Source organism: Bacillus solitudinis (assembly GCF_002797395.1).
Lineage (GTDB): Bacteria > Bacillota > Bacilli > Bacillales > Bacillaceae_D > Halalkalibacter_A > Halalkalibacter_A solitudinis.
This window is the reverse complement of sequence record NZ_KZ454943.1, coordinates 1,662,308-1,688,209: the sequence shown is the minus strand read 5'-3', so window position 1 is coordinate 1,688,209 and position 25,902 is coordinate 1,662,308. Positions and strand designations below refer to the sequence as shown.

Annotated in this window: 26 protein-coding genes; 16 read left to right on the top strand and 10 right to left on the bottom strand. The window is 40.0% G+C overall.

Annotation, left to right across the window (positions count from 1 at the left end; translation table 11 throughout):
• Nucleotides 1-150: 150 nt before the first annotated feature.
• The gene (locus tag CEF19_RS08090) at nt 151-468 is read right to left on the bottom strand and encodes a hypothetical protein (RefSeq protein ID WP_227521951.1); all 318 of its coding nucleotides are present in this window, start codon (nt 466-468) and stop codon (nt 151-153) included.
• Between the two features lie 48 nt (nt 469-516).
• On the bottom strand, nt 517-651 hold the full coding sequence (locus tag CEF19_RS23955) for a hypothetical protein (protein WP_264755129.1): 135 nt from the start codon (nt 649-651) through the stop codon (nt 517-519).
• Nucleotides 652-827: 176 nt separating this feature from the next.
• Here CEF19_RS23955 and CEF19_RS08085 point away from each other — a divergent pair, with 176 nt between their 5' ends.
• The 3 genes from CEF19_RS08085 to CEF19_RS08075 all read left to right on the top strand — a co-directional run bounded on the left by CEF19_RS08085 (nt 828) and on the right by CEF19_RS08075 (nt 2,581).
• Nucleotides 828-1,304 (top strand): cell wall hydrolase, encoded by a 477-nt coding sequence (locus CEF19_RS08085; RefSeq protein WP_100405623.1) that lies wholly within the window; start codon nt 828-830, stop codon nt 1,302-1,304.
• Nucleotides 1,305-1,330: 26 nt separating this feature from the next.
• On the top strand, nt 1,331-1,801 hold the full coding sequence (gene gerQ, locus CEF19_RS08080) for a spore coat protein GerQ (protein WP_100405622.1): 471 nt from the start codon (nt 1,331-1,333) through the stop codon (nt 1,799-1,801).
• Between the two features lie 411 nt (nt 1,802-2,212).
• On the top strand, nt 2,213-2,581 hold the full coding sequence (locus tag CEF19_RS08075) for a hypothetical protein (RefSeq protein WP_100405621.1): 369 nt from the start codon (nt 2,213-2,215) through the stop codon (nt 2,579-2,581).
• Here CEF19_RS08075 and CEF19_RS24220 read toward each other — a convergent pair.
• Nucleotides 2,535-2,795, bottom strand: a complete 261-nt coding sequence (locus CEF19_RS24220; protein WP_100405620.1) for a diguanylate cyclase domain-containing protein — start codon at nt 2,793-2,795, stop codon at nt 2,535-2,537. The genes CEF19_RS08075 and CEF19_RS24220 overlap by 47 nt on opposite strands.
• 48 nt (nt 2,796-2,843) lie before the next feature.
• Nucleotides 2,844-3,023 carry a small acid-soluble spore protein H gene (locus CEF19_RS08065; protein WP_100405619.1) on the bottom strand — a complete coding sequence of 60 codons (180 nt, stop codon included), beginning with the start codon at nt 3,021-3,023 and terminating at the stop codon, nt 2,844-2,846.
• A 133-nt stretch (nt 3,024-3,156) separates the two neighbouring features.
• On the opposite strand from CEF19_RS08065, the gene CEF19_RS08060 reads away from it, so the two are divergent.
• The 4 genes from CEF19_RS08060 (at nt 3,157) to CEF19_RS08045 (ending at nt 5,715) form a co-directional block, all read left to right on the top strand.
• Nucleotides 3,157-3,618 carry a hypothetical protein gene (locus tag CEF19_RS08060; RefSeq protein ID WP_198510260.1) on the top strand — a complete coding sequence of 154 codons (462 nt, stop codon included), beginning with the start codon at nt 3,157-3,159 and terminating at the stop codon, nt 3,616-3,618.
• Nucleotides 3,619-3,743: 125 nt separating this feature from the next.
• Nucleotides 3,744-4,475 (top strand): nucleotidyltransferase family protein, encoded by a 732-nt coding sequence (locus CEF19_RS08055; protein WP_100405618.1) that lies wholly within the window; start codon nt 3,744-3,746, stop codon nt 4,473-4,475.
• Nucleotides 4,476-4,814: 339 nt separating this feature from the next.
• Nucleotides 4,815-5,051 carry a hypothetical protein gene (locus CEF19_RS08050; protein ID WP_100405617.1) on the top strand — a complete coding sequence of 79 codons (237 nt, stop codon included), beginning with the start codon at nt 4,815-4,817 and terminating at the stop codon, nt 5,049-5,051.
• Nucleotides 5,029-5,715: a YdcF family protein gene (locus CEF19_RS08045; RefSeq protein ID WP_157800909.1), complete on the top strand. Its 687-nt coding sequence runs from the start codon at nt 5,029-5,031 to the stop codon at nt 5,713-5,715. The genes CEF19_RS08050 and CEF19_RS08045 overlap by 23 nt, the downstream gene beginning before the upstream one ends.
• Nucleotides 5,716-5,939: 224 nt before the next feature.
• Here the strand turns inward: CEF19_RS08045 and CEF19_RS08040 are convergent, their stop codons facing one another.
• On the bottom strand, nt 5,940-6,416 hold the full coding sequence (locus CEF19_RS08040; RefSeq protein WP_157800908.1) for a type 1 periplasmic-binding domain-containing protein: 477 nt from the start codon (nt 6,414-6,416) through the stop codon (nt 5,940-5,942).
• A gap of 250 nt (nt 6,417-6,666) precedes the next feature.
• On the opposite strand from CEF19_RS08040, the gene CEF19_RS08035 reads away from it, so the two are divergent.
• The 3 genes from CEF19_RS08035 to CEF19_RS08025 are packed head-to-tail and all read left to right on the top strand — an operon-like array spanning nt 6,667 to nt 11,501.
• Nucleotides 6,667-8,547, top strand: coding sequence for a DUF2264 domain-containing protein (locus CEF19_RS08035; protein WP_100405614.1), 1,881 nt, complete (start codon nt 6,667-6,669; stop codon nt 8,545-8,547).
• Nucleotides 8,528-10,360 carry a heparinase II/III family protein gene (locus CEF19_RS08030; protein WP_100405613.1) on the top strand — a complete coding sequence of 611 codons (1,833 nt, stop codon included), beginning with the start codon at nt 8,528-8,530 and terminating at the stop codon, nt 10,358-10,360. The genes CEF19_RS08035 and CEF19_RS08030 overlap by 20 nt, the downstream gene beginning before the upstream one ends.
• 13 nt (nt 10,361-10,373) lie before the next feature.
• Entirely contained in the window at nt 10,374-11,501 is a 1,128-nt protein-coding gene (locus CEF19_RS08025; RefSeq protein ID WP_100405612.1) for a glycoside hydrolase family 88 protein, read from the top strand.
• 296 nt (nt 11,502-11,797) lie between these two features.
• Here CEF19_RS08025 and CEF19_RS08020 read toward each other — a convergent pair whose 3' ends face one another.
• Entirely contained in the window at nt 11,798-12,427 is a 630-nt protein-coding gene (locus CEF19_RS08020) for a nitroreductase family protein (protein WP_100405611.1), read from the bottom strand.
• A 123-nt stretch (nt 12,428-12,550) separates the two neighbouring features.
• Between CEF19_RS08020 and CEF19_RS08015 the strand changes: the two genes are divergently transcribed.
• Nucleotides 12,551-12,907 (top strand): winged helix-turn-helix transcriptional regulator, encoded by a 357-nt coding sequence (locus CEF19_RS08015; RefSeq protein WP_100405610.1) that lies wholly within the window; start codon nt 12,551-12,553, stop codon nt 12,905-12,907.
• Nucleotides 12,908-13,004: 97 nt separating this feature from the next.
• Here the strand turns inward: CEF19_RS08015 and CEF19_RS08010 are convergent, their stop codons facing one another.
• On the bottom strand, nt 13,005-13,790 hold the full coding sequence (locus CEF19_RS08010; protein WP_100405609.1) for an SDR family oxidoreductase: 786 nt from the start codon (nt 13,788-13,790) through the stop codon (nt 13,005-13,007).
• A gap of 572 nt (nt 13,791-14,362) precedes the next feature.
• Between CEF19_RS08010 and CEF19_RS08000 the strand changes: the two genes are divergently transcribed.
• Together CEF19_RS08000 and CEF19_RS07995 are read left to right on the top strand one after the other, a co-directional pair.
• Nucleotides 14,363-15,493, top strand: coding sequence for a plasmid pRiA4b ORF-3 family protein (locus tag CEF19_RS08000; protein WP_227521950.1), 1,131 nt, complete (start codon nt 14,363-14,365; stop codon nt 15,491-15,493).
• 490 nt (nt 15,494-15,983) lie between these two features.
• Nucleotides 15,984-20,861: a glycerophosphodiester phosphodiesterase family protein gene (locus CEF19_RS07995; RefSeq protein ID WP_100405606.1), complete on the top strand. Its 4,878-nt coding sequence runs from the start codon at nt 15,984-15,986 to the stop codon at nt 20,859-20,861.
• Nucleotides 20,862-21,031: 170 nt separating this feature from the next.
• Here the strand turns inward: CEF19_RS07995 and CEF19_RS07990 are convergent, their stop codons facing one another.
• Complete coding sequence (locus tag CEF19_RS07990; RefSeq protein ID WP_100405605.1) at nt 21,032-21,238, bottom strand: hypothetical protein; 207 nt, start codon at nt 21,236-21,238, stop codon at nt 21,032-21,034.
• 247 nt (nt 21,239-21,485) lie between these two features.
• Between CEF19_RS07990 and CEF19_RS07985 the strand changes: the two genes are divergently transcribed.
• Both CEF19_RS07985 and CEF19_RS07980 read left to right on the top strand, forming a co-directional pair.
• A complete protein-coding gene (locus tag CEF19_RS07985) occupies nt 21,486-21,989 on the top strand; it encodes a GNAT family N-acetyltransferase (RefSeq protein ID WP_157800907.1) in 504 nt (167 codons plus the stop codon).
• 14 nt (nt 21,990-22,003) lie between these two features.
• On the top strand, nt 22,004-22,426 hold the full coding sequence (locus tag CEF19_RS07980) for a VOC family protein (RefSeq protein ID WP_100405603.1): 423 nt from the start codon (nt 22,004-22,006) through the stop codon (nt 22,424-22,426).
• A gap of 485 nt (nt 22,427-22,911) precedes the next feature.
• Here the strand turns inward: CEF19_RS07980 and CEF19_RS07975 are convergent, their stop codons facing one another.
• Nucleotides 22,912-24,324, bottom strand: a complete 1,413-nt coding sequence (locus CEF19_RS07975; protein WP_100405602.1) for a glycoside hydrolase family 18 protein — start codon at nt 24,322-24,324, stop codon at nt 22,912-22,914.
• 251 nt (nt 24,325-24,575) lie between these two features.
• Here CEF19_RS07975 and CEF19_RS07970 point away from each other — a divergent pair, with 251 nt between their 5' ends.
• A complete protein-coding gene (locus CEF19_RS07970) occupies nt 24,576-24,965 on the top strand; it encodes a VOC family protein (RefSeq protein WP_100405601.1) in 390 nt (129 codons plus the stop codon).
• A gap of 57 nt (nt 24,966-25,022) precedes the next feature.
• On the opposite strand, the gene CEF19_RS07965 is transcribed toward CEF19_RS07970, so the two are convergent.
• Nucleotides 25,023-25,307 carry a hypothetical protein gene (locus tag CEF19_RS07965; protein ID WP_100405600.1) on the bottom strand — a complete coding sequence of 95 codons (285 nt, stop codon included), beginning with the start codon at nt 25,305-25,307 and terminating at the stop codon, nt 25,023-25,025.
• Between the last annotated feature and the right edge of the window lie 595 nt (nt 25,308-25,902).

Sequence of the window (25,902 nt, the reverse complement as noted above, 5' to 3'; positions counted from 1 at the left end):
TAGAATAAGAGAGCTACTTCGTGCAATAGGTTGCGAGTCATAGCTTGTTTTTAATAAAGTTATCAATATATGATCAAGCTCAAGTCAGCCATACAGCAATTCAAACATACTCAATAACAGAACGATCCTTAACTTCCTCCAGTTCCTTCCTTATACAATCAAGCATTGGTTTGCCTCCACGCCCGAGGTTATGCTTGCCCCAGTTCTTGATCGCCAGCTCCCTTGTTTCACTCTTGTAACGAATGAGCGCATGCTGGTGCAAAAAGCGCTCAAATAACAGCTGCACCGCTTCGATGAAGAAACTGTTTCAAAAGCCACTTGTTTTTTCGTAATCCGGTAGATGCCGATTGGAGTCACTTGCAGATTGGTGAGAAGATACATGAAAAAGAACTTATCCTCCGGTGTCATCTCCACCATCACTTTTGCGGTCTTCCAGAACCCTGTTTGGATCATACGGAATGGAGTCATATGAAGATCCTCCTATCGTATGTATGTCTTCATAATATCTATATAAAGCTAAGTTAATTTTGGTAGGAGAATTTCAAAAAAATTACTCTTCGTAAAAACGGAAGCACGGGGAGTGTATTCCAGCCCTTCTTCAGCCTGCTCCCCATTTGTATCACTAATTACTCTCCCATCAGCTTTTTCCATAGAATCAACCCATTATGTTAATAAGTCAGGAGCAACACATACTGTGCTTCCCAAAGCAGCAAATGGTCCGTCCCCTCGCTATTAATATGCAACTTCCAAGGTTTGGGCAGATAGGCAAGTTACCAAAACTCACTTCAGGCAATAAGTTACTTATATAAGCCGAAGGGGGTGAGAAAATGGGTAGACGAATAAAACATACTTCCCGTGACGTGGATGCGTTAGCGAGGCTCATGCTGTCGGAATCGATAGGTGAAGGAGCCCAAGGGATGAGCATGGTAGGAACGGTTGTGGCCAATCGGGTGGAGGCAGACTGTGAACCGGACTTCAAAAATTTGCGTAATATCAGGCATGCCATTTATCAAACTATCCCTGGAACTGGAATCCCTCATTTCGAGCCCGTCTTAAACGGAACTTTGTATACACAGCGTCCCGACGAAGCTGACCTCCAGAGGGCCCGGGATTTGCTAAATGGTTACAGGGAACCTCGGGCCAAAATGAACTTGTGGTTTTTTAACCCAAGTCCAGGACAGTCCTACCGAGATCCTTGTACCCCCACGATGCCAAGATCCCCCATGACACAGTTTGACTTTGCGCACAAAAATCATTGTTTTTATGTCGCTGTACCGGGCTATTGCCCAGAGTTTTATCGCTAAAATAAAAATTAGGAGCTGAGCTTCACATGACATTTGGAGAATCTCGCTATTATCCAACAAATGAAAATTCTTTTTCCGGTTACTATCCTCCTTCGAAAATGCAGGGTCATACCGCACAACAACCAGGTGACTTCCCTATGGGTATGCCTTCTGGGCCCACGTATTCTGTGCCAGTGGTTCCTATGGGGACTGGGCAGCAATTTCCGACAGGCGTGGTGGAAGAATCATTTATTGAAAATATCCTGCGTTTCAATAAAGGCAAGATTGGTACATTCTACTTTACTTACCAAGGTAACGACAGGTGGAATGCAATGGTTTATCGGGGGCGCGTAGAAACAGCTGGCCGTGACCACATCATTATCAGCGATCCGTCCAGCGGGAAACGCTACCTGCTACTGATGGCAAATCTCGACTGGGTAGAATTTGATGAACAAATCAACTATCCTCACGTGGAATTAAGTCCGGCTGTCCAGGCGTCCTTGGAAACATCGGAGTGAGGTTGTAGTACGCTAAAAAACCGCTGCCTTTTTGAACTGCACCCGGGAAGCATGGGGACGGTTCTCAAGCTTCCCAAAGAACCATCCCTCACATCAAGTTCATCGTGTATGGAGATGGGGTGTAAAAGTAGAGTGTATTTGGATTATTATAAGAAGAAATAAGGAGTCAATATGATGAAGCCCGTTGAGTTTTATAGCTTGGCGGGGGTATTCATTTATAACGATTCACTTTAGTACGGTGATTGATAAAATGTGATTGGAAGCAGACGGTTCTCGTGCTTCCTCTAGAAAGAGACGACTCTATATAATAGGATGCCAGAAAAAAGCGTGAATTTATAAAGTTAATAACATTGACACAGCCCCTGGCCCCTTACGATAGTATGTTACATGAGAGGTTTTTAACAGCTCTTCTTGAATATTGTTAGGGAAGTACAAGAACCGTCCCGTTTCAACCCACATGTATTGGATTTAAAGGGAGTTCAAAATTCGAAGGGGAACAATAAATCTGTTGCTACGGTTCGGATTGAGTTGCCAAAAGGTTTTGTGCTTGAAGACATTGATGTGGAATCCATTCAACTGAATGGTGCTGTCAAACCTGTTAAAGGCGATGTTCAAGTGACAGAGACGCAATTGTCTGTAATGTTTTCTCGTCAAGATCTTCTTCCGGTAGTAGAAGAAGGCGATGAGGTTCCTAGCACCACCCGAAGATTGTTAGGAAAACCACCTTGTAGTTCTATGTCGGAAGAGACAAAATTGAAGGGAATATTAAAATTAGGATGACTCTATTAAGGTCATCCTTTTGTATTAAAGTGGTCTTTTCGCTTTCCATTATTCGGTATTTCGGTTCATTTGAATTTTCATGGCTTAGCACTTCATCGCCTTTTTTATGACCAAAATCCTCATTTATTGTCTTGAAGGTATTGACATCTAACATGAGAACGGCAATCCTTTGATTGACCAAGTACCGGCTAAAAAATAACAACAGGCCCTCCATAAATAATGGGAGGGCCTGTTGTATATGTAGGGAAAATGTCCCTTTACATTATTGCTCAGATAAGCTATTTACAGAAACACTCTGTTTTTGATTTGGATCATCAAGAGGATGGATAGTAGCTGTTCCACTTTGTTGATCCACATGTTCAATATAGATCGGGTTCCCGTTATACATTACATTTGCCATATTGGTGGAGGAAGAAATCTCCTGTGCTCGTTGTGCGTCCATTGTTGTCACCTCCTTATAATTCGTTGCCTTTATAATATTTGTCGAAATGACATAGTTATACTGTGTTAGTGAAATTTTTCCCAGTCTTGCTAATTGGGTTTATTTCTCGGAATGCTAGTACTAAAACTTGAAGATGGAGAAGTACGTTGGATGGTTTTTAACAGGAAATACAAAATGGAAATATGGCAGCACCATGGAGGATTTCAATTTTAGGACATGGAGGTACATCAGTATTGAGATGATTATTGAGAAAACAAAGGAAAGCTACTATGAAGTGCTAGAGGAAAGTTCAAAAGGATGGCATGAAGGAAAAAACAACTATTCACCATTTGTAAAGTACTATCTAGGAGTTATCCTCAGTGCCTATAAAGAGTTTAGCGGTAGGGTAGAAACAATACGAATTCAAGGACTTACTAAGGCTGAACGTGTAAGACACATCTTTGCAACGAAGCTAGGAAAGATATCAAAATCAGAAATTGCTACTCTTTGTCCAGACATTGGCGTTACAACGATTGAAAAAGCACTCTCAGATTTATGGATAAAAGTGTCGAGTAATGAGGAATTGTGCTACTGTAAAAAGGAGAATGAATTATAACAGTTGCTCTTCGTTTTACATATTATTTTCACGTTTAACTGCCATTTCATACTTTACTCCTCATCCAAATTATGACAAATACAGATGGTGACAGGCACAGCATCAAAAAGGAGGCTCTTGCTCAAATGAAATGTATTATATTAGCAGCTGGTTATGCCACTCGCTTATACCCACTCACAAAGAATACAGCGAAACCCTTACTAAAGGTCGCAAATAAATCGATTTTGGACCATATCATTGAAAAGGTTGAAAAAGTAGATATCATCGATGACGTCTATATCGTTACAAATGAAAAGTTCTTTCAAAGCTTTGTGAACTGGGCGAATAATTATCTTGGTCCGCTGAACGTCTCAGTCATTAATGATAAGACGACAACAAATGACAATAGATTAGGAGCAATTGCGGATATTCAATACGTCTTAGATGAAGCTGAACTTGATGAGGATGTCATGGTTTTAGCAGGAGACAATCTGTTTGACTTTGAGCTGACTTCTTTTGTTGATTTCTACAAGACTTTAAATGCCGATTGTATTACTACACATGAGTTAAATGACACCGAAGAGATCAAGAGAACCGGTGTAATTGAAGTAGACGGCGGTGATAGAGTTACCTCCTTTGAAGAGAAGCCAGAACATCCTAAATCAAACCTAGCCGTTCCACCGTTCTATATTTATCAAAAAGAAACCTTGCCACTTATCAAAAATTATATTGAAGAAGGTAATAATCCAGATGCTCCTGGTAACTTCATCCCATGGCTTATTCAACACAAAGATGTCTATGTGTATAAATTTGAAGGGATGCGGTTCGATATTGGGACGCTGGATAGCTATGAGAAGGTTCAGACGTTATTTAAATGAGTGACTCCTATTTTTGACCCTAAGCACCTCGATGCTTAGGGATTTTTTAGAATGCCTAACAATTACGGCAGTCGATATTCAATGTTCTCCCTCTCTCTGACGTGAATAAATCGAGTGTTATTAGGGGGTAATTGTTCTTTTAGTGAAAATATTTTTTATTCTAGTACTTGAACATAAGAGTGAGAACTATCCGGAGAGAGTGTGTAACAGTATCCATTTGTTAAAAAAATCTATGAGTGATGACAAAAAGGAAATTAATGTATATAGTAGAAATGAAAGTTCACTAGAATATAATTATCTAGTGTGGTTCCATCCCTAAATCGAAGGAGAGATCTTTTTTTGGCTACCTTAACACCCGTGCCTGTTACGCAAGAGAAGCTTGTGGACCTGCTTCTGGCGATTAAGTCATACGAGAATAAGACTTGTCATACAATTGAATTGGTTGCATTTATCGAAACAGAGTTAAGGCGACTGATGGCGGAGGGGCTCTTCGATGTTGAGAGAGAACACCCTACCGTAAAAGTAGGTCATTTTGTAAATGAGGATGTACGAGATGAGGACGAAAAAGGAAATTAACGTGAGGAACCGAGTGAAACCGCTTGTGATTCTTTTTGTAAGCAACCTTTTGATTTTAACTGTTATCTTAACGGTACTTTTCTTGCCAAGGCCGCTACTCATTGATTTCTTATTTTACGAGGAAGAGCCAATTAAAGCAGATGTGATTATTCTGCTTAGCGGAGCAAGTGGTAGGATGGAGACGGCAGCTGAGTTGTATCATCAGGGCTATGCCGATAAAGTATTGCTGACAAATGCTAAGGCCGTAGGGAGTACGGTGGAACGTGCTGACAAGTTTGGCATCCCTCGTGCAGCAGTCTTAAAGGAAAATCAGGCGACGAGTACATATGAGAATGCTCTTTATTCAAGGGACATTGTTTTGGAACATGGCTTTCGCTCGGCACTTGTTGTGACGAGTAATTTTCACATGAGAAGAACGCGCTTGGCGTATGAACGAATCTTTCGCGGTACTGATGTGACGTTCACCTATGTCCCTTATCACCATTCTACGATTACAAGGGATAGCTGGGATGCTAACGAGAAAATGTTCAAACGGGAGTATCGAAAGCTGATTGGTGGGTATTTTGTTTATTTTGAGGGCGTGATGAACTTTTATAAGGAGCATGTGTTTGATCGGGTTTGTGAGTACCCGGAGGTTATGGAGTTGTTTGATGATTGTAGTTGAGGGGATTTGTAGCTGTCTATTTAGACAAACGCTACCAAATTTAGATATTTAGAGTCTGTTAACTAGTTTAACAGGAGTCAATTGCAAAGAAAACGACCTGTTTGGAAATTGCCCATATCAAGTCGTTTTTTTGTTATTTGTTCTAAGTCAGTTGGTCAATTTGCTAACCTGAAAGTATTAGCCGCCCATTTAGCGCTGCAATTACGTTGTTGTGTCCTTACCATTCATTTCGTCTCAATAGCGGTAGGCAATTTGTCTTTTAGTTTGGATATCGCTTCTTTCATGAGTTGATAACCGGCATTCACGGTGAAGATTTGCGTGTAAATATACTCCAAATATCGTCTAAAAAATATTTCCCGTTTTTCTTGAATAGGCGGTGCGTTGTTGGAAAATGTTTGAACACCGCCTAAAAACCCAATGTGTTGATGCCCGGTTTCGATAAAATGATCTAAAATTTGTCTTGTTACTCTTTCAAAGTCTATTAAAAGCGCATCGCAATGGTCATTGACATAATAGGAATCGATTACCAAAATATTCGGTGTGATTTTCTTCAAGAGTTCAAGTTGCTCTTCAAACGTATCTCCCACGACGATGATTCCATCAATATCTTTCGGGATGTTATCATACTCTCCCTTTATGAATTTGAGCAGTTGGATTTTATGATTTTCGGCCCGCTCTTCCATTTCTATACGGATCCCCATGTCATACACGTCATTACTTGACCTGCTGAATGTAGTGAATTAATATGAAACTCATAAAGCGCTTACAATTCAGAGAAATTCCATATCTCTCAAATGTTAGAGAAGTGGTCTAGCTTAGTAGTCATTCTTGAGTCCTTGCAATCGCAACGATACTAAAGAATCTACATAAATCAATCTTGCTTAGGGGGGGCTTGTGGCGTTTGAAAAGGTAGAAAAGAAGAATACGGCAAAGATTTCTCTGGAGGTATAGATGATGAAAAATTTTGACTTGCCCATTTATAAAAATCTGTTCAAAACACGAGAAGATGTCCAAGAAGCGTTAGAACAGCTATGTCAGCCTGTCACCAATACTCTCGGTCAAACATCAGCCCATGTTCATATTGGAAACACAAGTGCTGCGTACCCTGACCGAGTTGCTGAAATGGAGGGCTTTTCAAGAATCCTTTGGGGGATTGCTCCACTTCTAGCAGGGGGAAGAGACTATTCATCTTTGGACACGATCTTAGAGGGAATTAAAAATGGAACGAACCCGAATCATCAAGAATATTGGGGTGACATACATGATTATGATCAGCGAATCGTCGAAATGGCGGTCTATGGCTTTTCGTTAGCGCTTGCCCCTGAAAAAATCTATCATCCATTAACAAAGGAAGAAAAAACAAACCTCATCACATGGCTTTCGCAAATCAATCACTGCAAAGCCTATGATTGCAATTGGCTCCTATTTGTCGTCCTCGTCAACTTAGGGCTTAAAAGTGTCGGGGTCCCTTATGATAAAGAAAAGATGGAACAAAATTTAAATAGAATTGATGAGTTTTACCTATCAGATGGCTGGTATTCAGATGGAGTAGGCGCCCATTGCGATTACTACACCTCGTTTGCGATTCATTATTATTGCTTACTTTATGCAAAATTGATGGAAAAAGAAGACCGCGAACGCTCGACACGTTATAAAGAAAGAGCAGGTTTGTTTGCGGAACAGTTTATTTACTGGTTTTCAAAAGACGGTTCTGCTCTGCCGTATGGAAGAAGTCTTTCGTACCGATTTGCCCAAGTTTCATTTTGGAGTGCGTTGGTGTTTGCTGAAGTGGAGGCATTCTCATACGGTGAAATGAAGGGAATCATTTTAAATCATCTACGTTGGTGGTGTGAACAGCCGATTTTTCATCAAGATGGGACGTTAAGTATTGGCTATGCTTACCCGAATTTAGTGATGGCGGAAAACTATAATTCTCCAGGATCTCCTTATTGGGGTATGAAAACATTTCTAATTTTAGCCTTACCTAGCGATCACCCGTTTTGGCAAGCGGAAGAGAAGCCACTCCCTCGTTTAAAGACATTGTCTATTCAAGAACCCGCCCATCTCGTTATCTGTCGTCAAGAGGAAACGGGACATGTAGCAGCGTTTAACTCAGGCCATTCAACTACAAATGAACACACACATACATCCGCCAAATATGAAAAGTTTGTCTACTCTACCTACTTCGGTTTTAGCGTACCAAGAGCAGAGTGGGGACTGGGCCAAGGGGCGTTTGACTCGATGCTTGCTGTAAGCGAAGGTGATAAGATCTACCGAGTCAAAAGAAAAAGTGAAGAATATACAATAGAAGGAAATGTGATTTATACAAAGTGGAAACCGTGGGAAGACGTTGTGATTCGAACATGGGTTATCGCTGGTATTCCGTGGCATATACGCGTCCATCACATTGATACGAAACGAAAGTTAGATGTAGCTGATGGTGGATTTGCGTTAGGAAAAACGGATGAGGCCTTTCAAGAAGGAATAGTTGATGAAGTGAAGAACAAGAAGAGTGTGGTAGTGAAAACCGCCTTAGGCCTCAGTGGGATTGAGAGTATAAGCATGAACGGTAGAGCGGTTGTTATCCACCCAAATGCGAACACAAACATCATCAACTCGCGCACAGTCATCCCAACGGTTACAGCTAGTTTCGAGATTGGCACGCACTTGCTCGTTACGGCTGTGTTTGGTGAACCTAGTCATGACACCGGTAACTGGGGAGAGAAGCCGCACGTAGAACTAGACGGCCATAAAGTGACGGTTTACTCAGCAGATAAGAAGACAATTCAATTCGAGCAGGAGTTTGAAAACTATGAACATATTAGAACTTAGTTCATTAAAAGAAACATCCTCGCTTTTATTTCCAAGCAAAGAGGAGCAAGATCACTGGTTTAAGAAGGTACGGGAGAATCCTTCAAAAATGGTGGAAGATATTAGACAAGAAGCCAAAAAACTACTAAACGAGGTAGAGCCTACACTAGACTATTCTTTATTTATCCAATATCAGAAAACGGGGTCGCGTCTAGAGTATGAGCGCGTGTATTTTGCGAGAAGAAGGCGGTTAAATACCTTTGCGATGATGCTGTTAGTGGAGCCAGAAAACCTTGTTTACCGAGATGCTTTGCAAAACACGATTTGGTCGATTTGTGAGGAATCGACGTGGTGCTTACCTGCCCATTTAGGAAATCTGGAAACAGAGCCAGACGATAATTTATCGCTTCCGCAAGAAACAGCACGAGAGAAGAGGTGGCACTCGATTGATTTGTTTGCCTCAGAAACGGCCTTTGCGCTAAGTGAGATTTACCAATTAACAGAACAGTGGCTTGACCCAATAGTGGGCAGGCGGATTCATGAAGAAGTATACAGGCGGATTTTTTGGCCGTTTCATCATGGTTCTTTTCACTGGGAGACAGCGACTCACAATTGGGCGTCCGTTTGTGCCGGGTCAATCGGCGCCGCTGCTCTTTATATCATTAAAGATAAAGAGGAGCTAGCGATGACTCTTGAGCGAGTAATCCGGACGATGGATCATTATCTTGAAGGGTTTTATGAGGATGGCGCGTGTTTAGAAGGGTATGAGTATTGGCAATATGGCTTCGGTTTTTATGTGTATTTTGCAGATTTACTGAAGAAGAAAACAGCTGGAGCGATCAATTTATTTCAGTCGAAAAAAGTGCATCAGATTGCCTTGTTTGAGCAAAAAAGCTTTCTTCATAAAAATGTAATTGTTAATTTTTCCGACTCCGTTCCAAGGGCATCAGTATTTTTAGGTCTAAGTCATTATTTACACCGCCTTTATCCGGATGTTCAAATTCCAGAACGGGACATTTGTGCCAATTACACAGATGATCCTTGCAGCAGATGGGCTCCAGCGATTCGTAATTTAATCTGGGTTGCTGAGGATATCGAAGGAAACCCATGGGAAGATGGAACCTATTATTTACCAGAGGCCCAATGGTTCATTTCAAGGGTATCAAATCAAGGTCAGGCTTATGCTTTCGCAACAAAAGGTGGACATAATGATGAGCCTCACAATCATAATGATCTTGGCCATTTCATGCTGTTTGGAGGCGGAGACGTATTTTTACAAGATTTAGGTAGTGGAGAATATACGAAAAAGTACTTTGGGCCAGAGCGATATTCGTATATGTCCAATGGGTCACAAGGCCATTCCGTTCCAATCATTAACCATCACTATCAGCACGAAGGGGCTTCATATGCTGCTTCCGATCTAAATGTAAGGACAGAGGACGACGGGCGAAGTGACATCGTCGAACTAGAAATTTCCGGTGCCTATAAAGTCGAGAGCTTGAAGCGATTGGTAAGGATGTTCACATGGGAAAAACGAGAAAAACCGATTCTTCACTTAGAAGATTCGTATACATTTGATAAGGATCTAGACTCGATTGTTGAACGATTTATTACACCAATATTCGTAATAAAAGAAGACAATGATGGAATTGTTCTAGTAGGGACGAAACAAAAGCTACGGATCTCCTATGATAAAGAGGTATTAGAATGCAAGAAAACAAAGCAGGATTTTTCTAATCATCACGGGAAATTGGAAGAGTTCGTGGTCCTTGATTTTCGTGTGAAAAACATAGAAAAGAAGTGTACGGTCAATCTAAAGTTTCAATTTGAGTAGAGGAGATGAGCGGATGGACGTTAATCAAAACTGGGTAGAAGAAGCATGGGGAAAGATAACAACAAAGCTTGAGCGAACGAGTAAGAAAATCGGAGCAAACTTTCCTCATTTAAGCAAGAATGGTACATATGAGCTTGCGCCGCCTCATTGGTGGACAGCAGGTTTCTGGCCAGGGCAGTTGTGGTTGCTATATCGCGAGACGAAAGATGAATCGTTCCGAAAGATGGCTGAGGAATGTGAGGCGCAATTAGATAAGGTAGTGACAGACTATTACCGGTTAGATCATGATATTGGATTTATGTGGACGTTAACAAGTGTGGCTCGATATAAGTTGCTTGGAGATGAAGATGCGCGTCGCCGTGCGCTTTTAGCTGCAAACTTACTCATGGGCCGTTTCAACATTAACGGAAACTTTATTCGCGCCTGGAATCCTTGGTTTGAAGGGGATGAAAACACAGGGTATGCGATTATTGATTGTGCGATGAACTTGTCCTTATTATTTTGGGCATCACAGGAATCGGATGATCCGCGCTACAAAGCCGTGGCGATGAAGCATGCGGATACAATTCTTGCCCATTTTATCGAATCGGATGGTTCTGTTCACCATATCGTACACTTTGACCCAGAAACGGGAGAGCGCCGCGCATTTATTGGCGGGCAAGGGTATGGCCCGCATTCGGCATGGTCAAGGGGAGCGGCTTGGGCCCTTTATGGGTTAACACTTTGCTACGATTATACAGAAGAAGAGCGATATTTACAGACTGCAAAGAAAATCGCGCATTTCTTTATTGCTAATTTACCAGAAGACTCCGTTCCACATTGGGACTTCCGTATTCCTGAAGATGTGACGCCTTACCGGGATTCTTCTGCAGGAGCAATAGCCGCATCAGGGTTATTGTTACTCGCGGAAAAAGTACCTGCTAGCGAATCAAAGATGTATAAAAAAGCAGCGATTCAGATATTAAAATCGTTATATGAGAATTATGGTGCATGGGATAACGATGATGAAGATGGATTAATTCTTTCCGGTACAAGTCATTATCCAGAACAGAAAGGCTTAGATGCTCCCCTTATTTATGGCGACTACTTCTTTGTAGAAGGGATTGCGAAATTAAAAGGTGAGAAGGAGTTATTTTGGTAGTAGTGCCTAGCCGTGCAGATGGGATTGCTACTAAATATCAGAGCATAGCTTAACATAGAAAGAGCCACCTCTATGGGTGGCACGAAAAAAGGTGAAGTTTATAAGGGCCCTGAAAAAGGATGTTTTTCCTATTTCAGTGCCCTCCGCTTTTCTTTTTCAATGGCCTTTAAGCAATGAGCTGGTTTCTCGTAGCAGGCGCGCAACGTGTGGGGCCTGCGTTCTCTGATCGACTAATGCCATAATCACATATTAGATACGATCTCGGATCACCTGATAAGGAAAGAAGCTGTAACAAGTCATGACTGTAATGTATTTTTATAAATCACTTTATTGACATCATGTCTTACTGTTTTATGACCATCTTTCAGGCCTTTCCCCATCGCTATAAGCATAACGTCCAAATATCTCTCAGAAATATTCAAGACCGACTTTAGTTGTTTGGAGTCATATCCTGACATCGTGATGGTTTCAAGACCTGCATCATTAGCCAGTAAAATCAATGACATGGACGCTAGGCTTGCATCTCTAGTTAATTCAATTGTTAACTCCTCTTTTGATTTACTTGCATAGTACTGTATAGCAGCACCCGCTAAAAAATCTCTCAAGGATGCATCAAAAAAACCTTTCTGAAATCCCTCTTCATGTATCTTTAGAATATTATCTTTCTCAAAAGCCTGATAATCGCCAAGTACAACGATTAATACCGATGCTTCTATTACTTGCTGCTGGTTAAAAGCTATCGGAAGTATTACATTGCGTAGATGGGGATCGTCAATAACTAAGTATCTCGTTGCTTGTATATTATTTCCGTTAGGCGACTTACTTGCACATTCAATTAATGAGGACAATGTTTCTGAACTGACTTTATAGTTTGCGTCGTAATGCCTAACGGAACGTCTTTTTTCTAAAACCTCTTTTACACTCATTGTATCCACTCCAACTGTTTTATTTGCTACATTACCAAGTATAATAGACACTAATACAGGAGGAAATAACGCACAATAATGTGGCATAGCCACTTTTAAGTATCTATTTAGGAGGAGCAAAGGATGAGCAGTCAAAACACTGGCATCAATATTTTCATGAATACTGTAGGCGGAAAGTGGAAATGTTTAATCCTCTTTTTCTTGAGCCAAAAATCAATGAGGACGAAAGAGTTTTATGAAGTGATTCCTACGATTACCCAAAAAGTCTTAACAGATCAATTAAAGCAACTAGAACGAGATGGGCTTGTCCGAAGAGAAGTTTTTAAGGAAGTGCCGCCAAAAGTAGAATACAGTTTAACGGAGCTCGGCACATCATTTGTCCCAGTGTTAAACACTATGTGTGAATGGGGAAATAAGTATGCGGATCTGAGAGACATAGATCGTGGGGAAGAAATTTGCTGTAATCATAACTCAATATAAATTATCTAGTAATCAACCAATTTTGCAGGAATTATTAAACTTTATTATTAAAGGTGACAGGTGCCACCAGCCTTAATTGGAACCTGTCACCAGTTGATTATATGTCCTTCTCCCAGTTTTCGGCTTCTTCTTTTTTCATTTGTTCCTCTGTTTCGGGAGGGTAGACGGTACGGAATTTATGGGAGTCCTTTGGAATGATTTCGACCATTTTCGCAATCATGTCTGCTGGGTCAAATTGATCCGCCACCCCTTTATCCTTCTCCTTCATCTCTTCTGCCGGTGAGAAATGGATGTCTTCGTTAAACCATTTCCACTTTGCTTCTACAGCGCGGTCATTGAATCCGGTCGCAAATGGACCAGGGTTAATTGTTGCCACTTGCACCCCGAAGTGCGCCATTTCTTTTTGCATCGTTTTCGCAATCGCTTCAAGGGCATGTTTCGATGCAGCGTAAAGTCCGCTATAGGGAGATGCCATAATACCAGCCATCGAAGACATGAAAATGATTTTACCTTTCCCTTTTTCCACAAACTTCTTCGCAGCAAGCTGAGCCGTTTCTAGTGTACTGAAGACGTTCACTTCAAATATCTCGCGAAAAATCGGCATCGGCACTTCTCCAAGTGGACCGCCTTCATTTATCGCTGCATTTGCCACGAAAATATCAAAGTCATATCGTAACATCCGGGCCCTGTCTGCCGGATTTTTAATATCCATTTTGAAGACCTCGAGTTCTACACCTTCCGCAGCTGCTTCTTCTCGTAAAGAAGTTTCCTGTGCATGAATCTCAACCGGTGCAATCACGCGATGCCCTTCCTTCGCTAGTCCGATTGCTGCTCCTTTTCCAAGACCGGTTGCTGCACCGGTAATCAAGATTGTTTTTGCCAATTCCTACGCCTCCTCAATATTAAAATTTCCTCTATTTTTGTATTCCCAGTAGTGACGTAGATAAACATGGGTAGTCAATACACGTTGTATATGGGGAGTTGCTGATAAAAGTTGGAAAGTTGCTGAAACGTGGCCGGGAGTTGCTGATAAAAGTTGGAAAGTTGCTGAAACGTGGCCGGGAGTTTCTGATAAAAGTTGGGGAGTTGCTGAAACGTGGTCGGGAGTTGCTGATAAAAGTTGGGGAGTTGCTGAAACGTGGCCGGGAGTTGCTGATAAAAGTCGGATAGTTGCTGAAACGTGGCCGGGAGTTGCTGATAAAAGTCGGGAAGTTGCCGAAACGTGGCCGGGAGTTGCTGATAAAAGTTGGAAAGTTGCCGAAACGTGGCCTGGAGTTGCTGATAAAAGTTGGATAGTTGCTGAAATCACGTAGAAAGTTGCTGAAATCCCATCTAGGAGGGAGTACTTTCGCTTGTAAAGTGTGGAATGTTGAAGAAAGGCAGTCAGCGCGTAGGTGTGTTATCATAGCTGTAAGTTTCTCACAATAAGGACCAAAACTAATAATAGGAGCTTTTATGATGCAAATTCAATGTACAAAGAAATTATTAGATGAACTAAAGGTAAAGCCATCTGCACCTTTAGAGGAAGAGCCGTTGTATTCTTGGCATGCCAACTTACTAACAGTGGGCCGGAGAAAGACGGTTGTGCTTGTGAATGATTCAAACCGATATGTGGTTGTTCTCTATGGAGTAAAAACAAAAGACTTCAAAAAAATAGATGAACTCATCTTACATGCAATCCGTGAAACATTTCGGGATGAGGGGATAATGGATGAGGCTATCGAACAGCTTATTTCTCAGTCTAAGGAAATCTCTTTCACAAAAACAAAGAATCGAACATTGGTTGCGAGGATGAATAAAGCTTGTGAGACGTTATACTTTTATGAAGACTTACTAAATACAGATTCGCTGTATCAAAGTTCTTTAAGTAAGAAGATTAGCCGTTTGTTAGTTGGGGATGGAAAAAAGAGTTATATTTACCCGAATAAAGAGTTATATAAGGATCTCGAGGGTTTGACTGGGCGTCCGATTTTTAGTTTAAAGGCAATGGAGCTTCACGTCACATTGAAGCTTGAGAAGTATAAGGTTTGGCGGAGAATAGTAGTTCCGGTGAATATGACATTTAGCAATTTACATAAAATATTACAAATAGTGTTTGATTGGAAGGATTATCATCTTCATGAGTTTTATATTTATGCTGATAAACCAACTGAAAATGTCTTATCTATTAATCATTTGGCGTATCATGAGGAAGAATATCAACCGATTGTGAATCTAGTTTGTAGCGAAGAGGCTTTTAATTATGCAGACGAGATACCAATGAAGCTTGAAACGCATGTAAAGCTATCGGAATACCTTCCTGCAAAAGTTAAATACAATTATGACTTTGGGGACGACTGGCAGCATGTAATTGAAGTTGAAGAAGTTGTTGAGGATTATGCTGTGAATTATCCTATCTGTCTTGATGGGGAGGGGAACACACCGCCAGAAGACGTTGGTGGGGAGACTGGATTTGAAGAGTTCCTTGAGATTATTGCTGATAAAACCCATTCGGAATACGAGTTTATGAATACCTGGGGAAGGAGACAGGGTTACCAGGATTTTGATATTAAGATGATTAATCTGAGACTTAAATCTATGTGGTAAGTATCAAAGTCAGAGAACAAATATAGACCCTATAATGAAAGAAGCCTTGCGGATAGATACTCCGCAAGGCTTCTTTCATTTATGGTATTCAGCGACTATCGTGCACGGGTCGCTGAATTTGGTTTTAAGAGAAACGAAGTCTCTATTTCACTTGGAGAACTTAAGTTTAAAATCGGAATTATTAACCTCCCTTAACAATTCATAAAACTTCAATCCTAATTTTACATAGCATTTATATAGTTTTAATAAAGTCCGAGTAGTATTAAAAGAGGCTCCTACTAACGACTAACCAATTAGTATCACCTACTACCGGAAAACACACTTTTATTGCAAAGAAATGATCAATGCTAGAAAAGGTAAAAAACGTTCTTCATGGACTTTTTGGGTATAGGGGTAGTAGAGGGGAAATTGGTATGTACTTTAAAATGGGAGCTAAAATCAGCGATGGTCTCAACTAAAATATAAAGTAAGAGGAAGGAATGAGAGAAATATGATGAAGAATAGAACTATCTATATATTACTCGTCTTAACAATCATTTTTAGCTCCTTAAATCTGAACATTTTAAGTGCATATGCCGTAGAAAAGACAAGACCCTCATTAGATATTAAAAAAACGATGGATGCCCCTATAATGGACGGGCTTATTGATGAATCAATGTGGACTGTAAATGAACCATTAACCGTTTCGTTTGGTGAAGGAGGAGCTGGTGCTACGTTTGGTATGCTCTGGGATCAGACTTATCTCTATATTGCTGTTGATGTAGAAGATGACTCCCTCATTCATGAAGGTGACGGAAATTGGTTTCAACAGGATAACATTAGTATGTTTTTCGATCCAACCACGCATCAATCTGCTCCGTATCTCAATAATGATATGCAAATAGGATTTGTCTATCAACCTAATACAACCACACCTGAGTTTCACTTTGGTTCAGCTCTGAACAATCATGCATCCAAAAATGAAAATGATATTTTAAGAGCCATCCAGACCACTGATAAGGGGTGGTCTGCGGAGGTTGCGGTACCGTGGGAGATGCTAGATTTTGACCCGGAACGTGTAAAAGAATTAGGCTTTGAAATCAATGTTACAGATCGTGATGATGTTATCGATGCCCCCTTTAGTGCATGGAGTGCTCACGAATCAAGTTCATTCTGGAATGACACATCAGGATATGGAACAATTGTCCTTGATGAAGAAACGGTCAGCGGAAACGTGAGTGACATTCTTCTAGAGGAAGATTTTAATCAAGCTGAAGAAGGGGAGTTACCGTTTGGATGGACGTCACATCCGAATAATGGGAGCAATGAGTTTGCAATTGTTAATGATGATAGCGGTAATGGAAAACTGGTATTTGACGGGAATGCTGCAGGTAAAGCGGCAAGAGCATTAGCCCCTGTTCAATGGGATGATTATACCGTTGAAGCTGATTTGACGTTTGAGGGAGTTCAGAACAGTGCTAGGTGGGCCGCTCTTATGGTAAGAGCATCTGCTAATGGAGCCAACCAATACAACCAAATGGCTGTAAGGCAGAACGGGGCATATGAATTTGCTTATCGCACGCCAACCAATTCATGGTCCGTTCCTCTTAAAGGAAATTGGTCGCAGGCGTTAATATTAGATGAAGAATATACGTTGAAAATTCGAGTTGTAGGTAATCACATTAAGGAATACATGAAGGCTAAAAATGATGATGAATTTACATTAGTGATGGACGAGTCTCTTAATCATCATCTGCTTGAAAGAGGAAAGATTGGCTTACAAGGCGATCAAAGCAAAGTGGCTTTTGACAATCTTAAAGTTACGCGGGTGACAGCTGATCGGATAGCCATGAATGTCCCTGAAGAATTAGAAGCCTTAAGCGGTGCGATGCCTGTTTCATATCAGGTCCAGTTTTCTGATGGGTTTAATGAAGCTGTGCAAGCGGATGAAGTCAAATTGTACTCATCCGACGAATCTGTCATTAGAATAATAGATAATGAGATTCATCCTTTAGCAGCAGGGAGTGTTACGTTAAAGGCGATTTACCGAAATGCAGAAGTGGAAAAGGAAATTACCGTCAACCCTTCAACAACAGGTGTTTCTGTTACCTCGCTTCAACATGAGGAAGGATATTTGTTAGCTTCAACTAAAGAGCAAATTGAGCTTAGTAATCTCACGCTTAATGCTTCTTTTAATAATTTGACAGAAGGAACTATTAAAGGTGACGAGTTAATGTGGACGGCTAACAGCGACCAAGTAGTCATTTCAAATAATGCTATTACAGTAACGCAAAAAGGAATATATGAACTTACTGCAGAAAAAAATGGCGTTTCTGAACTTATCTATCTTGTTGTCAAAGATGCAGCAGAAGCTGAGTATGTTCTATTTGAGGAAAACTTCGATTCTCTTGAGGCAATTCCAGCGTCATGGACTAGAGTAGGATTGAAAACGGCTAATGCGATTTCTATTAAGAACGGGGCACTGGAGATTGATGGTTTAGCTGATAATTATAGCTCTACTGGAGTCCTTCTTCCTGAATATTTAGGTCTGTTTGGTAATTACAAAATCGAAGCAGATCTCACGCATTTACAAGCGAATACGCCAAGTCGTTGGCACTCGATAATGTACAGAGTGCAACACAATGATTTTCCGTACTATCAGATGGCGGTCAGACAAGGTGCAACAGCTGCCAATGGTATAGAATTTGCAGAACGAACCGCGGACTCAGAATGGAATGTACCTGAAAAGACTTCATTTAAAGAGGACATTGCTGCGAATAAAATGTATCATTACACCGTTAAAACTCATGGAAACCGTGTGCAAAATTTTATTAATGATGAGTTATTCATCAACACAGATCTTGCTACTACCTATACGAAAGGTCGAATTGGCTTTCAAGCGGCTGGTAGTAAGATGAAGATTGATAATATCAAAGTGTCACTTCAGGCCAAAGAACTATCGGCTATGCCACCAAAGCCTGGAGAAAACTTTGTAACAGTATCAGAACCAGATACGGGTATTTCGATGGCACCATCTATTATTCATGAAGTAACAACGAACGAAGAACTTGAACAGTTGACAGAAGGGGAACTTCCCGCCACCGCTATCCTTCAGGTGAACCGTGATTTACAGGTAATAGATGCTGATAATCAGTCAATTGCCTCACTTGAAACAGTCTTAGAAGAGATGGATACGAAAATCATTCCTGCCTTTGCCATTGATGAGGAGGCTACGATTGCACCATTGATTACCTTGTTAAAGAGCAAAGACTTAGAAGATGCATTTGTCCTTTCTAATCAGCCTGATTTAGTGAAAAAGACAAGAGAAGCGTATCCAATTATTCGTGGAGTTGTCGATTTTTCACAGATAACGAAATTGAATGAAGAGAGGCTGATGGATATTCGCAGAACAACCAATAGCAATCTCGCAAAAATTGCGATTCTTTCTGAAGATGAGGCAACAATCGAAAACATCTCATATTTACAGAGAAAGCTAATCACTGTATGGGTGAAGGAGGCAACAGATAGACAGACAACAAAGGTTGATCTTCATAAAATGATTACTGCCGGGCCTAATGGAATGGTCATCAAGGATACAAACGACGTTATCGATGCGCTCTCGTTGTATACCAATAACACAACTCTTGTTCGAAAGCCACTTATGGTTGGGCATCGCGGGATCCCAGGGCTTGCACCGGAGAACACACTAGCAGGTGCGAAACTTGCTTATGAAAAGGGAGCAGATATCATCGAAAACGATATCTATCTTACAACTGACGGTCATATTGTTGTGATGCATGACGGAACGATTGACAGAACAACAAATGGGACAGGAAACGTTGAGAGTTATACACTTGAGCAATTAAAGCAATTCAAAGCCAATAAGCAGTTCCCAGACGAGTATCCTGACGAAGAAATTCCAACACTTAGAGAATTTTTCGAGGAATTTAAAGGTAAGGATGTAGATCACTTTGTCGAAATCAAAAGCTATAAGCCAGAGATTATCGAAAAGCTAGTTGAACTGATTAAAGAAATGGGTGTAGAGGATCAAGTATCCGTCATTTCATTTAATAGAAATCAAATACAGTTACTAGGTGAAAAAATGCCGGGCATGCCTGCTGGATTGCTAACGAGTGGGATTGCGAGTGAAACAGATCTCTACCCGTCATTACGAGAAGCGATTCATATTACTCAAAATCTTAATAGCACATTCAACACAAGCTATAGCGGTTTAGGGGAAAATTTTATGGAGGCCGCCAAGCACCGTGGTTTGACGTTCTGGCCTTGGACATACCGAAACACAGCGGATTTCAATAAGTACTTTTTGTTAGGGACAAATGGACTCACGACAGATTATAACCACTGGGCATCTGAATGGGCCGCGCAAATAAAGCCTGAACAAGCATCCTATATACTAAATGGAAATAAAAGTGTTGAGATAGGTGCGACGATAGATTTGTATAATCGTCAGACGAAGGAAATAACGCCCGAAATTGTCATTCTAGATGGTGAGGATAAACTTGAAGTAAATGGAAATACGGTAACGCCTAAGAGTGCTGGAACTGTTCATGCCTTGTTACGTTACACACAGGAAATCGATTCTACGAATAAGTATGATATTTATACACAACCTGTTACCTTCACAATTAAAGGGAATGGGAAAGAAAAGGAAAAGGAAAAGGAAAAGCCAAAACAGCCAGGCAAACCGAATCCAACTCCTAAACCCAAACCGGAACCGAAACCAAGCCAAGTCATCGTGGATAACCATGCCGTTCGAGTAGAGCGCAGCACAACAGAGGGTGGAAAAACAATCGTTACAACAACCGTAAATAAAGACCGAATCACAGAGATATTGGAGGAACAAGACGAAATTGAGCGTGTAACAGTGAACATAGAGAAGGAAGTAGGGGAAGTAGGGGAAGTGAAAATTCCAGCTTCAATCGTAAAGCTTCTTACTGAGAAAAACCCTCAATCTCTCTTAGAAATTACTTCAGAGGAAGGAACGTACAGAATCCCAGCTTCTGAAATAAACATCACAGCACTGGCAACAGAACTTGAAGTCGACACAGATGATGTGATGATTTCGATTATGGTCAATGAAGTAGAAGATCCAGACGTTATAGCTCAGAGCACGAGCGAGAAATTTGTCTCAGGATTTATTGAGTTCAAGGTTCTCGCAAGTGCAGGGGACAAAGAGCTTGAACTTGACAGCTTTCAATCTTATGTAGAACGAGAGATTGCTCTAACAATGGATGTTAATCCGAAACATGCGACAGTGATGAAGCTTGAAGCAGATGGTCGCTATATATCTATCCCAACGGTCTTTTCTGAAGATGTCGCCACATTTACAAGCAAGTCTAATGGCATCTTTGTCATCGTTGAAAGGTAAGTTGACTTTTCCGAAGCACTAGTTAAACCCACCACCCAAAAAACGTCCTCCCTTTGTGTACATGGAGTACGGTGGAAAAGCCTACTGTAGATAAAGATAGGATAATAAAAAAAGAAATAGATAGTTTAACTATATCAAGAAGCTATAAATATAGCTTCTTGATAATAGACCTAATACATTGGCAACTGTCCTGGCATTTGGTGGGCGCTATGGCCATGGGGGTTCATGTAGTGTTGTTCAAGCTGCATCACGCAGTTAAAGTGCATTTGATAAAAATGTATATGTTTTTCAGGGTCAACGTACTTATACCTTTCTGCGAGTAAGCCATATAAGCTTGCTTTAGTTAAAAGATCTTTTACTGTTTGATCTAAATGCATTGAGAATCCTCCTTTTATTCGTTTCAGTTTAGGGTATTCATCTATCCGCATTTGGTCACCTAATACTACCTAGTCAAAAAGGAAAGGAATCGAAATGCTGTAGGAAAATAACAATAGTAATGGATATTTGGAAGCGATTCCATTACAATTAAAGAAAGTTTTTTTTGAATATATTGTAAAATAGTAATGATAGTTAAACTGAAAGGAATGTGAAGATTTATAATTTAGTAAAAGAAGGTGAGAAAAATTGTTGGTATTAGTACCAGTTGAGGAACCAATGGCTAATGAAAATGTAAGTATCCAGAAGTATATTATGAATTCGGACTCTTTTTTTAATCAGGTAGTGAGAGGTAAAAATAATCTAACTGAGGAAGATATTCTAAAGAATAACAAGCAAAATCTAGAGTTAGGTGCAAAGTATTTTTATATTATAGAAGACGAGGAACCTATTGGCTTAATTCATTATCTTCCTAACAATCCATTTGATAATCACTGTTGGATAGGCTTACTTATTATACATAAGGCACATCAAAGAACCGGATTAGGTAGTTATGCACTTCAATTATTAGAAAATGAACTTGATAGACATCATATTAATAAAGTAAGACTTTGCGTTCAAACCGGAAATGATAATGGTGCAGCTTTTTGGGGTAAAAAGGGATTTACTAAAATCAGTACTTCCACCGATAGTCATAATAACCCAATCGATATTTATGAAAAGGTTCAAAAATCCGTCAAGGTTAATTCATAGGAGGAATTGAATATATGAAACCACGAATTTCTGTTCTTACATTGGGAGTAGATGATTTGGAAAGGTCATTGAAATTCTATCAGGATGGACTCGGGCTCCCCACACAAGGCATAGTAGGCAAAGAATTCGAGCATGGAGCTGTTGCCTTTTTCGACTTACAAGCGGGACTAAAACTTGCAATTTGGAATCGTCAAAATATCGCACATGAGGCAAAGGTGAACCAGACTGCAACAAGCCCCACTGAGTTTACTATTGGTCATAATGTAGGGAGTAAAGAAGAAGTCGATATGGTAATAGAACAGGCAAAAAAGGCTGGTGCCGTTATTACAGATCCAGCACACGATACCTTTTGGGGTGGATACTCTGGACACTTCCAAGACCCAGATGGCCATTTGTGGGAAGTGGTTTGGAATCCACATTGGGAGGTCGTTGAATAAATGTAAAGTGCCTTCTTTAATATCCAGTGCTTGAAAAGAAGTGTAGGGGTTGTCGTTTTTGGCAACTCCTACTTCTTTTTGCTCTACGTTTATAAGAGTGCTTGGTCGGGTGATCTCCTTCAAGAGTAGTAGTTGCAACATTAGTGATATAATCTTGCAACTACTAATATATTCGTTTTTACTATAGTAATGTAGGAGAGGAAAATGGTCTTTGGTTGGAGAACTTTTGCGTTGAAGGGTTTACGTTCGGTATGAAAAGGGAGCGATAGCCTCAAACGCTTACCTCTCTGTATCAATAAGTAACGGTTTATATTGAAGGTTAAAGAGTGAAATTTAGAGGAGTATGAATGTTCAATAAACATTAGTAATTATAAACTTGCAAAAATTGCTCTACTATATCCGACTAAAAGCATACTCAAAGCTACAAACATCATTAAACAAAGCTTAGAGAACTGTTGGTTCTCTAAGCTAGAAGAACCCTTGCTTTATATAAGCTTTTGAATATTAAAATTGTCATTTAATAGTGCCCAGTTTTGTGGATAAGGATAACCTAAAGCCCAGTAGCTAACACCACGTAAATTGTATTGTTTAATCATATCGAATTTCGCTTGAGCGCTTCGGGCATCTTCGAACCAGACTTCGTGACTCCGGCCTTGTTCATCCACATAACGGAAAAATGGTGATTGGGCTCTCGTGTCATATTGGATGGTGGCACCATATTGAACCGCTAGACTAATAGCTTCCTGTGGACTGAAGGTTCTTGCTTCTTGTCGGGGAACATGTGGTAGCAACCAATCTCGGGCATAGATTTGGAATCCTAATACAACTTTTTCAGGTGGGATAACAGATAATGCATATTCCACAACCCGACGCATTTCATTTATCGGTGAAATCGCTTGCGGTGGTCCTAAACGATATCCCCATTCATAGGTCATTAATATAACAAAATCGACAATCCTACCATGTGCCTCGTAATCATGTGCTTCATATAATAGACCCGCTTGCGTACCACTTACCTTTGGTGCTACAGCAGTTGAGACAAAATAACCAAGTGGATGTAAGCGATCCACCGTCTGTTGTAAAAAATCGTTATACAACTCTCGGTCAGCAGGTAATACATTTTCAAAATCAACGTTCAAACCTCGGTAGCCTTTTTCCTCCATTATCCGTATGATGTCAGTTAATAAATTCTCCCGGTATTCCGCTGTGGCTAGAACCTCATGTGCTAGGTTGGATCCTGCAGAAGTAGAGGTGAAGTTGGTAATGGACATCATTGGTACTACATTCTCTTCTAAAGCAGCAGGAATCATTGCTTCATCTTTCATGGGAGCAAGGGTTCCGTTTTCGGTGATAAGATAAGCAAATGGACTTAAGTAGGTTAGAAGGTCACCAAGTTGATTAATGGACGTTACGGCTGCTTGATTGGATTGATACGTATAAGCATTTACCTCAATGGTTGGTTTTGCTCTTGGAATGACTAACTGTATCCCTGGGTAAATCAAATTAGGATTTACAATTTGATTTTCGGAAATGATAGCTTGAATCGTGGTTCCATATCGTTGAGCAATTGACCACAATGTTTCTCCAGTTTGGACTTGATGCATTAAGGGTGGAATAATCAGTGTAGTACCAGGATAAAGAAGGTTAGGATCAGTTAGTTGGTTTGTTTGAACAATTTCATTAATTGTAACACCATATTGTTGGGAAATTGACCACAATGTCTCACCATATCTCACAATATGGGAGGTGCCAGGTACTGGTATGACTAACGCTTGCCCAATGACTAACTGGTTAGGGTTGGGTAATTCATTTACTTGAACAATTGAAGTAAGATCAACATTATAACGCCGTGCGATTTGCCACAACGCTTCACCACTTTGAACAACGTGTATGATCATTTATAACTCCTCCATTATAATTGTCTAAATTACTATATGAATAGGGCGGTAAGATGTGTGTGTTTTACCTAGAAAAGATTCTCCACCTTAAATGGCTGACCTTACCTATCTGTAAAGAAACAAGATTAGATATGAAAAAAAAGAAAATTCTGAAATATAATTGTAAAAACCACCCTGGGATGTATATAATATGAAAGATAATAACTTCTTAGGCAAAACAGCGATTTCATTATTGGATAAGGAGTAGATTAATGATTACTAAAGTCGGTCAAATTATGTTGTATGTGAATAACCAAGATGAGGCAGTGAATTTTTGGACAGAAAAACTAGGGTTTAATGTGATTTCTGAAGAAGATAATGGTCAAGGAATGAGATGGATTGAAATTTCTCCATCAAAGGGTGCAGAAACAAGTATCATTCTACATAATAAGGAATTTATTGCAAAAATGTCCCCTGAATTAAATCTTGGTACACCTTCTTTAATGTTTTTCACAGACGACCTCGATAAGCTATATACGGACTATACAAGTAAAGATATTACAGTCGGAGAAATTGTAGAAATGCCTTCTGGGAGAGTATTTAACTTTGCAGATGGTGAAGGAAATTACTTCGCAGTCATAGAAAAAAGAGATAACAAATAATCGACATTGAAAATAGGAAGAATCCTTGCACAAACTCAAGGATTCTTCTTTTCGTATCTAATATAAATAAATTGTGATTGGCTTCATTGTTGTTAGTTCAATTCCCTCTCCTGAAGCTTTGGAGTAACAAACTTTAGGTATTAAAGTTAACGAAGTAGCATTAAGGTTTAATGAGTAGAGGGTTGTACGCCAGTTTTTTGAAGCTCCGTTGTCATGGCTTCCCCCATTTCCATTTAATTCATACATAATTTCCAAGATAAATATATCAATATCTGAGATTGCTTCGGTCTCGGAGGAATCTGCAGCGGGGATTGAAGAAACTGCTGCTTCTGTTGACAGCATTAAGTGCTGCCTGGTTAAATGGTTTATCTAACGACATAAAGCAACTAATTAGTAGATTCGTATTATAACAAAGTAGGAGGGGGAGTAACCCCTGACTCATCGGTTATTAAATATTGAATTGGACTCGATTTAATATTATAGGCAGACTTTATAACAATAAAACTAAAGGGGCATTACTGAAACAGTAATGCTCAGACCGTAGACAAAACGCCTTTGAGGAATGACTCTCAAAGGCGTTTTTGTAGATTTAGACTTGTTTGCTGAAAAAAATGTTCTTAAAGGGTTGCGTTTCTATAATAAAAGCAGATATGCTTTTTCCATTTTGTAGACTTTAAAAAGGGAATTAATGTTAAAATTGAATTGGTAATTAAGGGTTATTCGACTTGTATGCTTGTGATAAGAGCATTGTGAACCCTCCTGTACCAAGTCTTTATACAGGAATTATTGACGCATTTATTCTAAAGAATACAAAATAACCAAACAAAAAAGGGAATTAATGTTAAAATAATAAAATGATTGTTCAACTATCGAAGCAGGTTAATGTAATAAGAATTAGAATTATCTTGAGTGAAATGAGGTGTTCTTGTGGAATTAT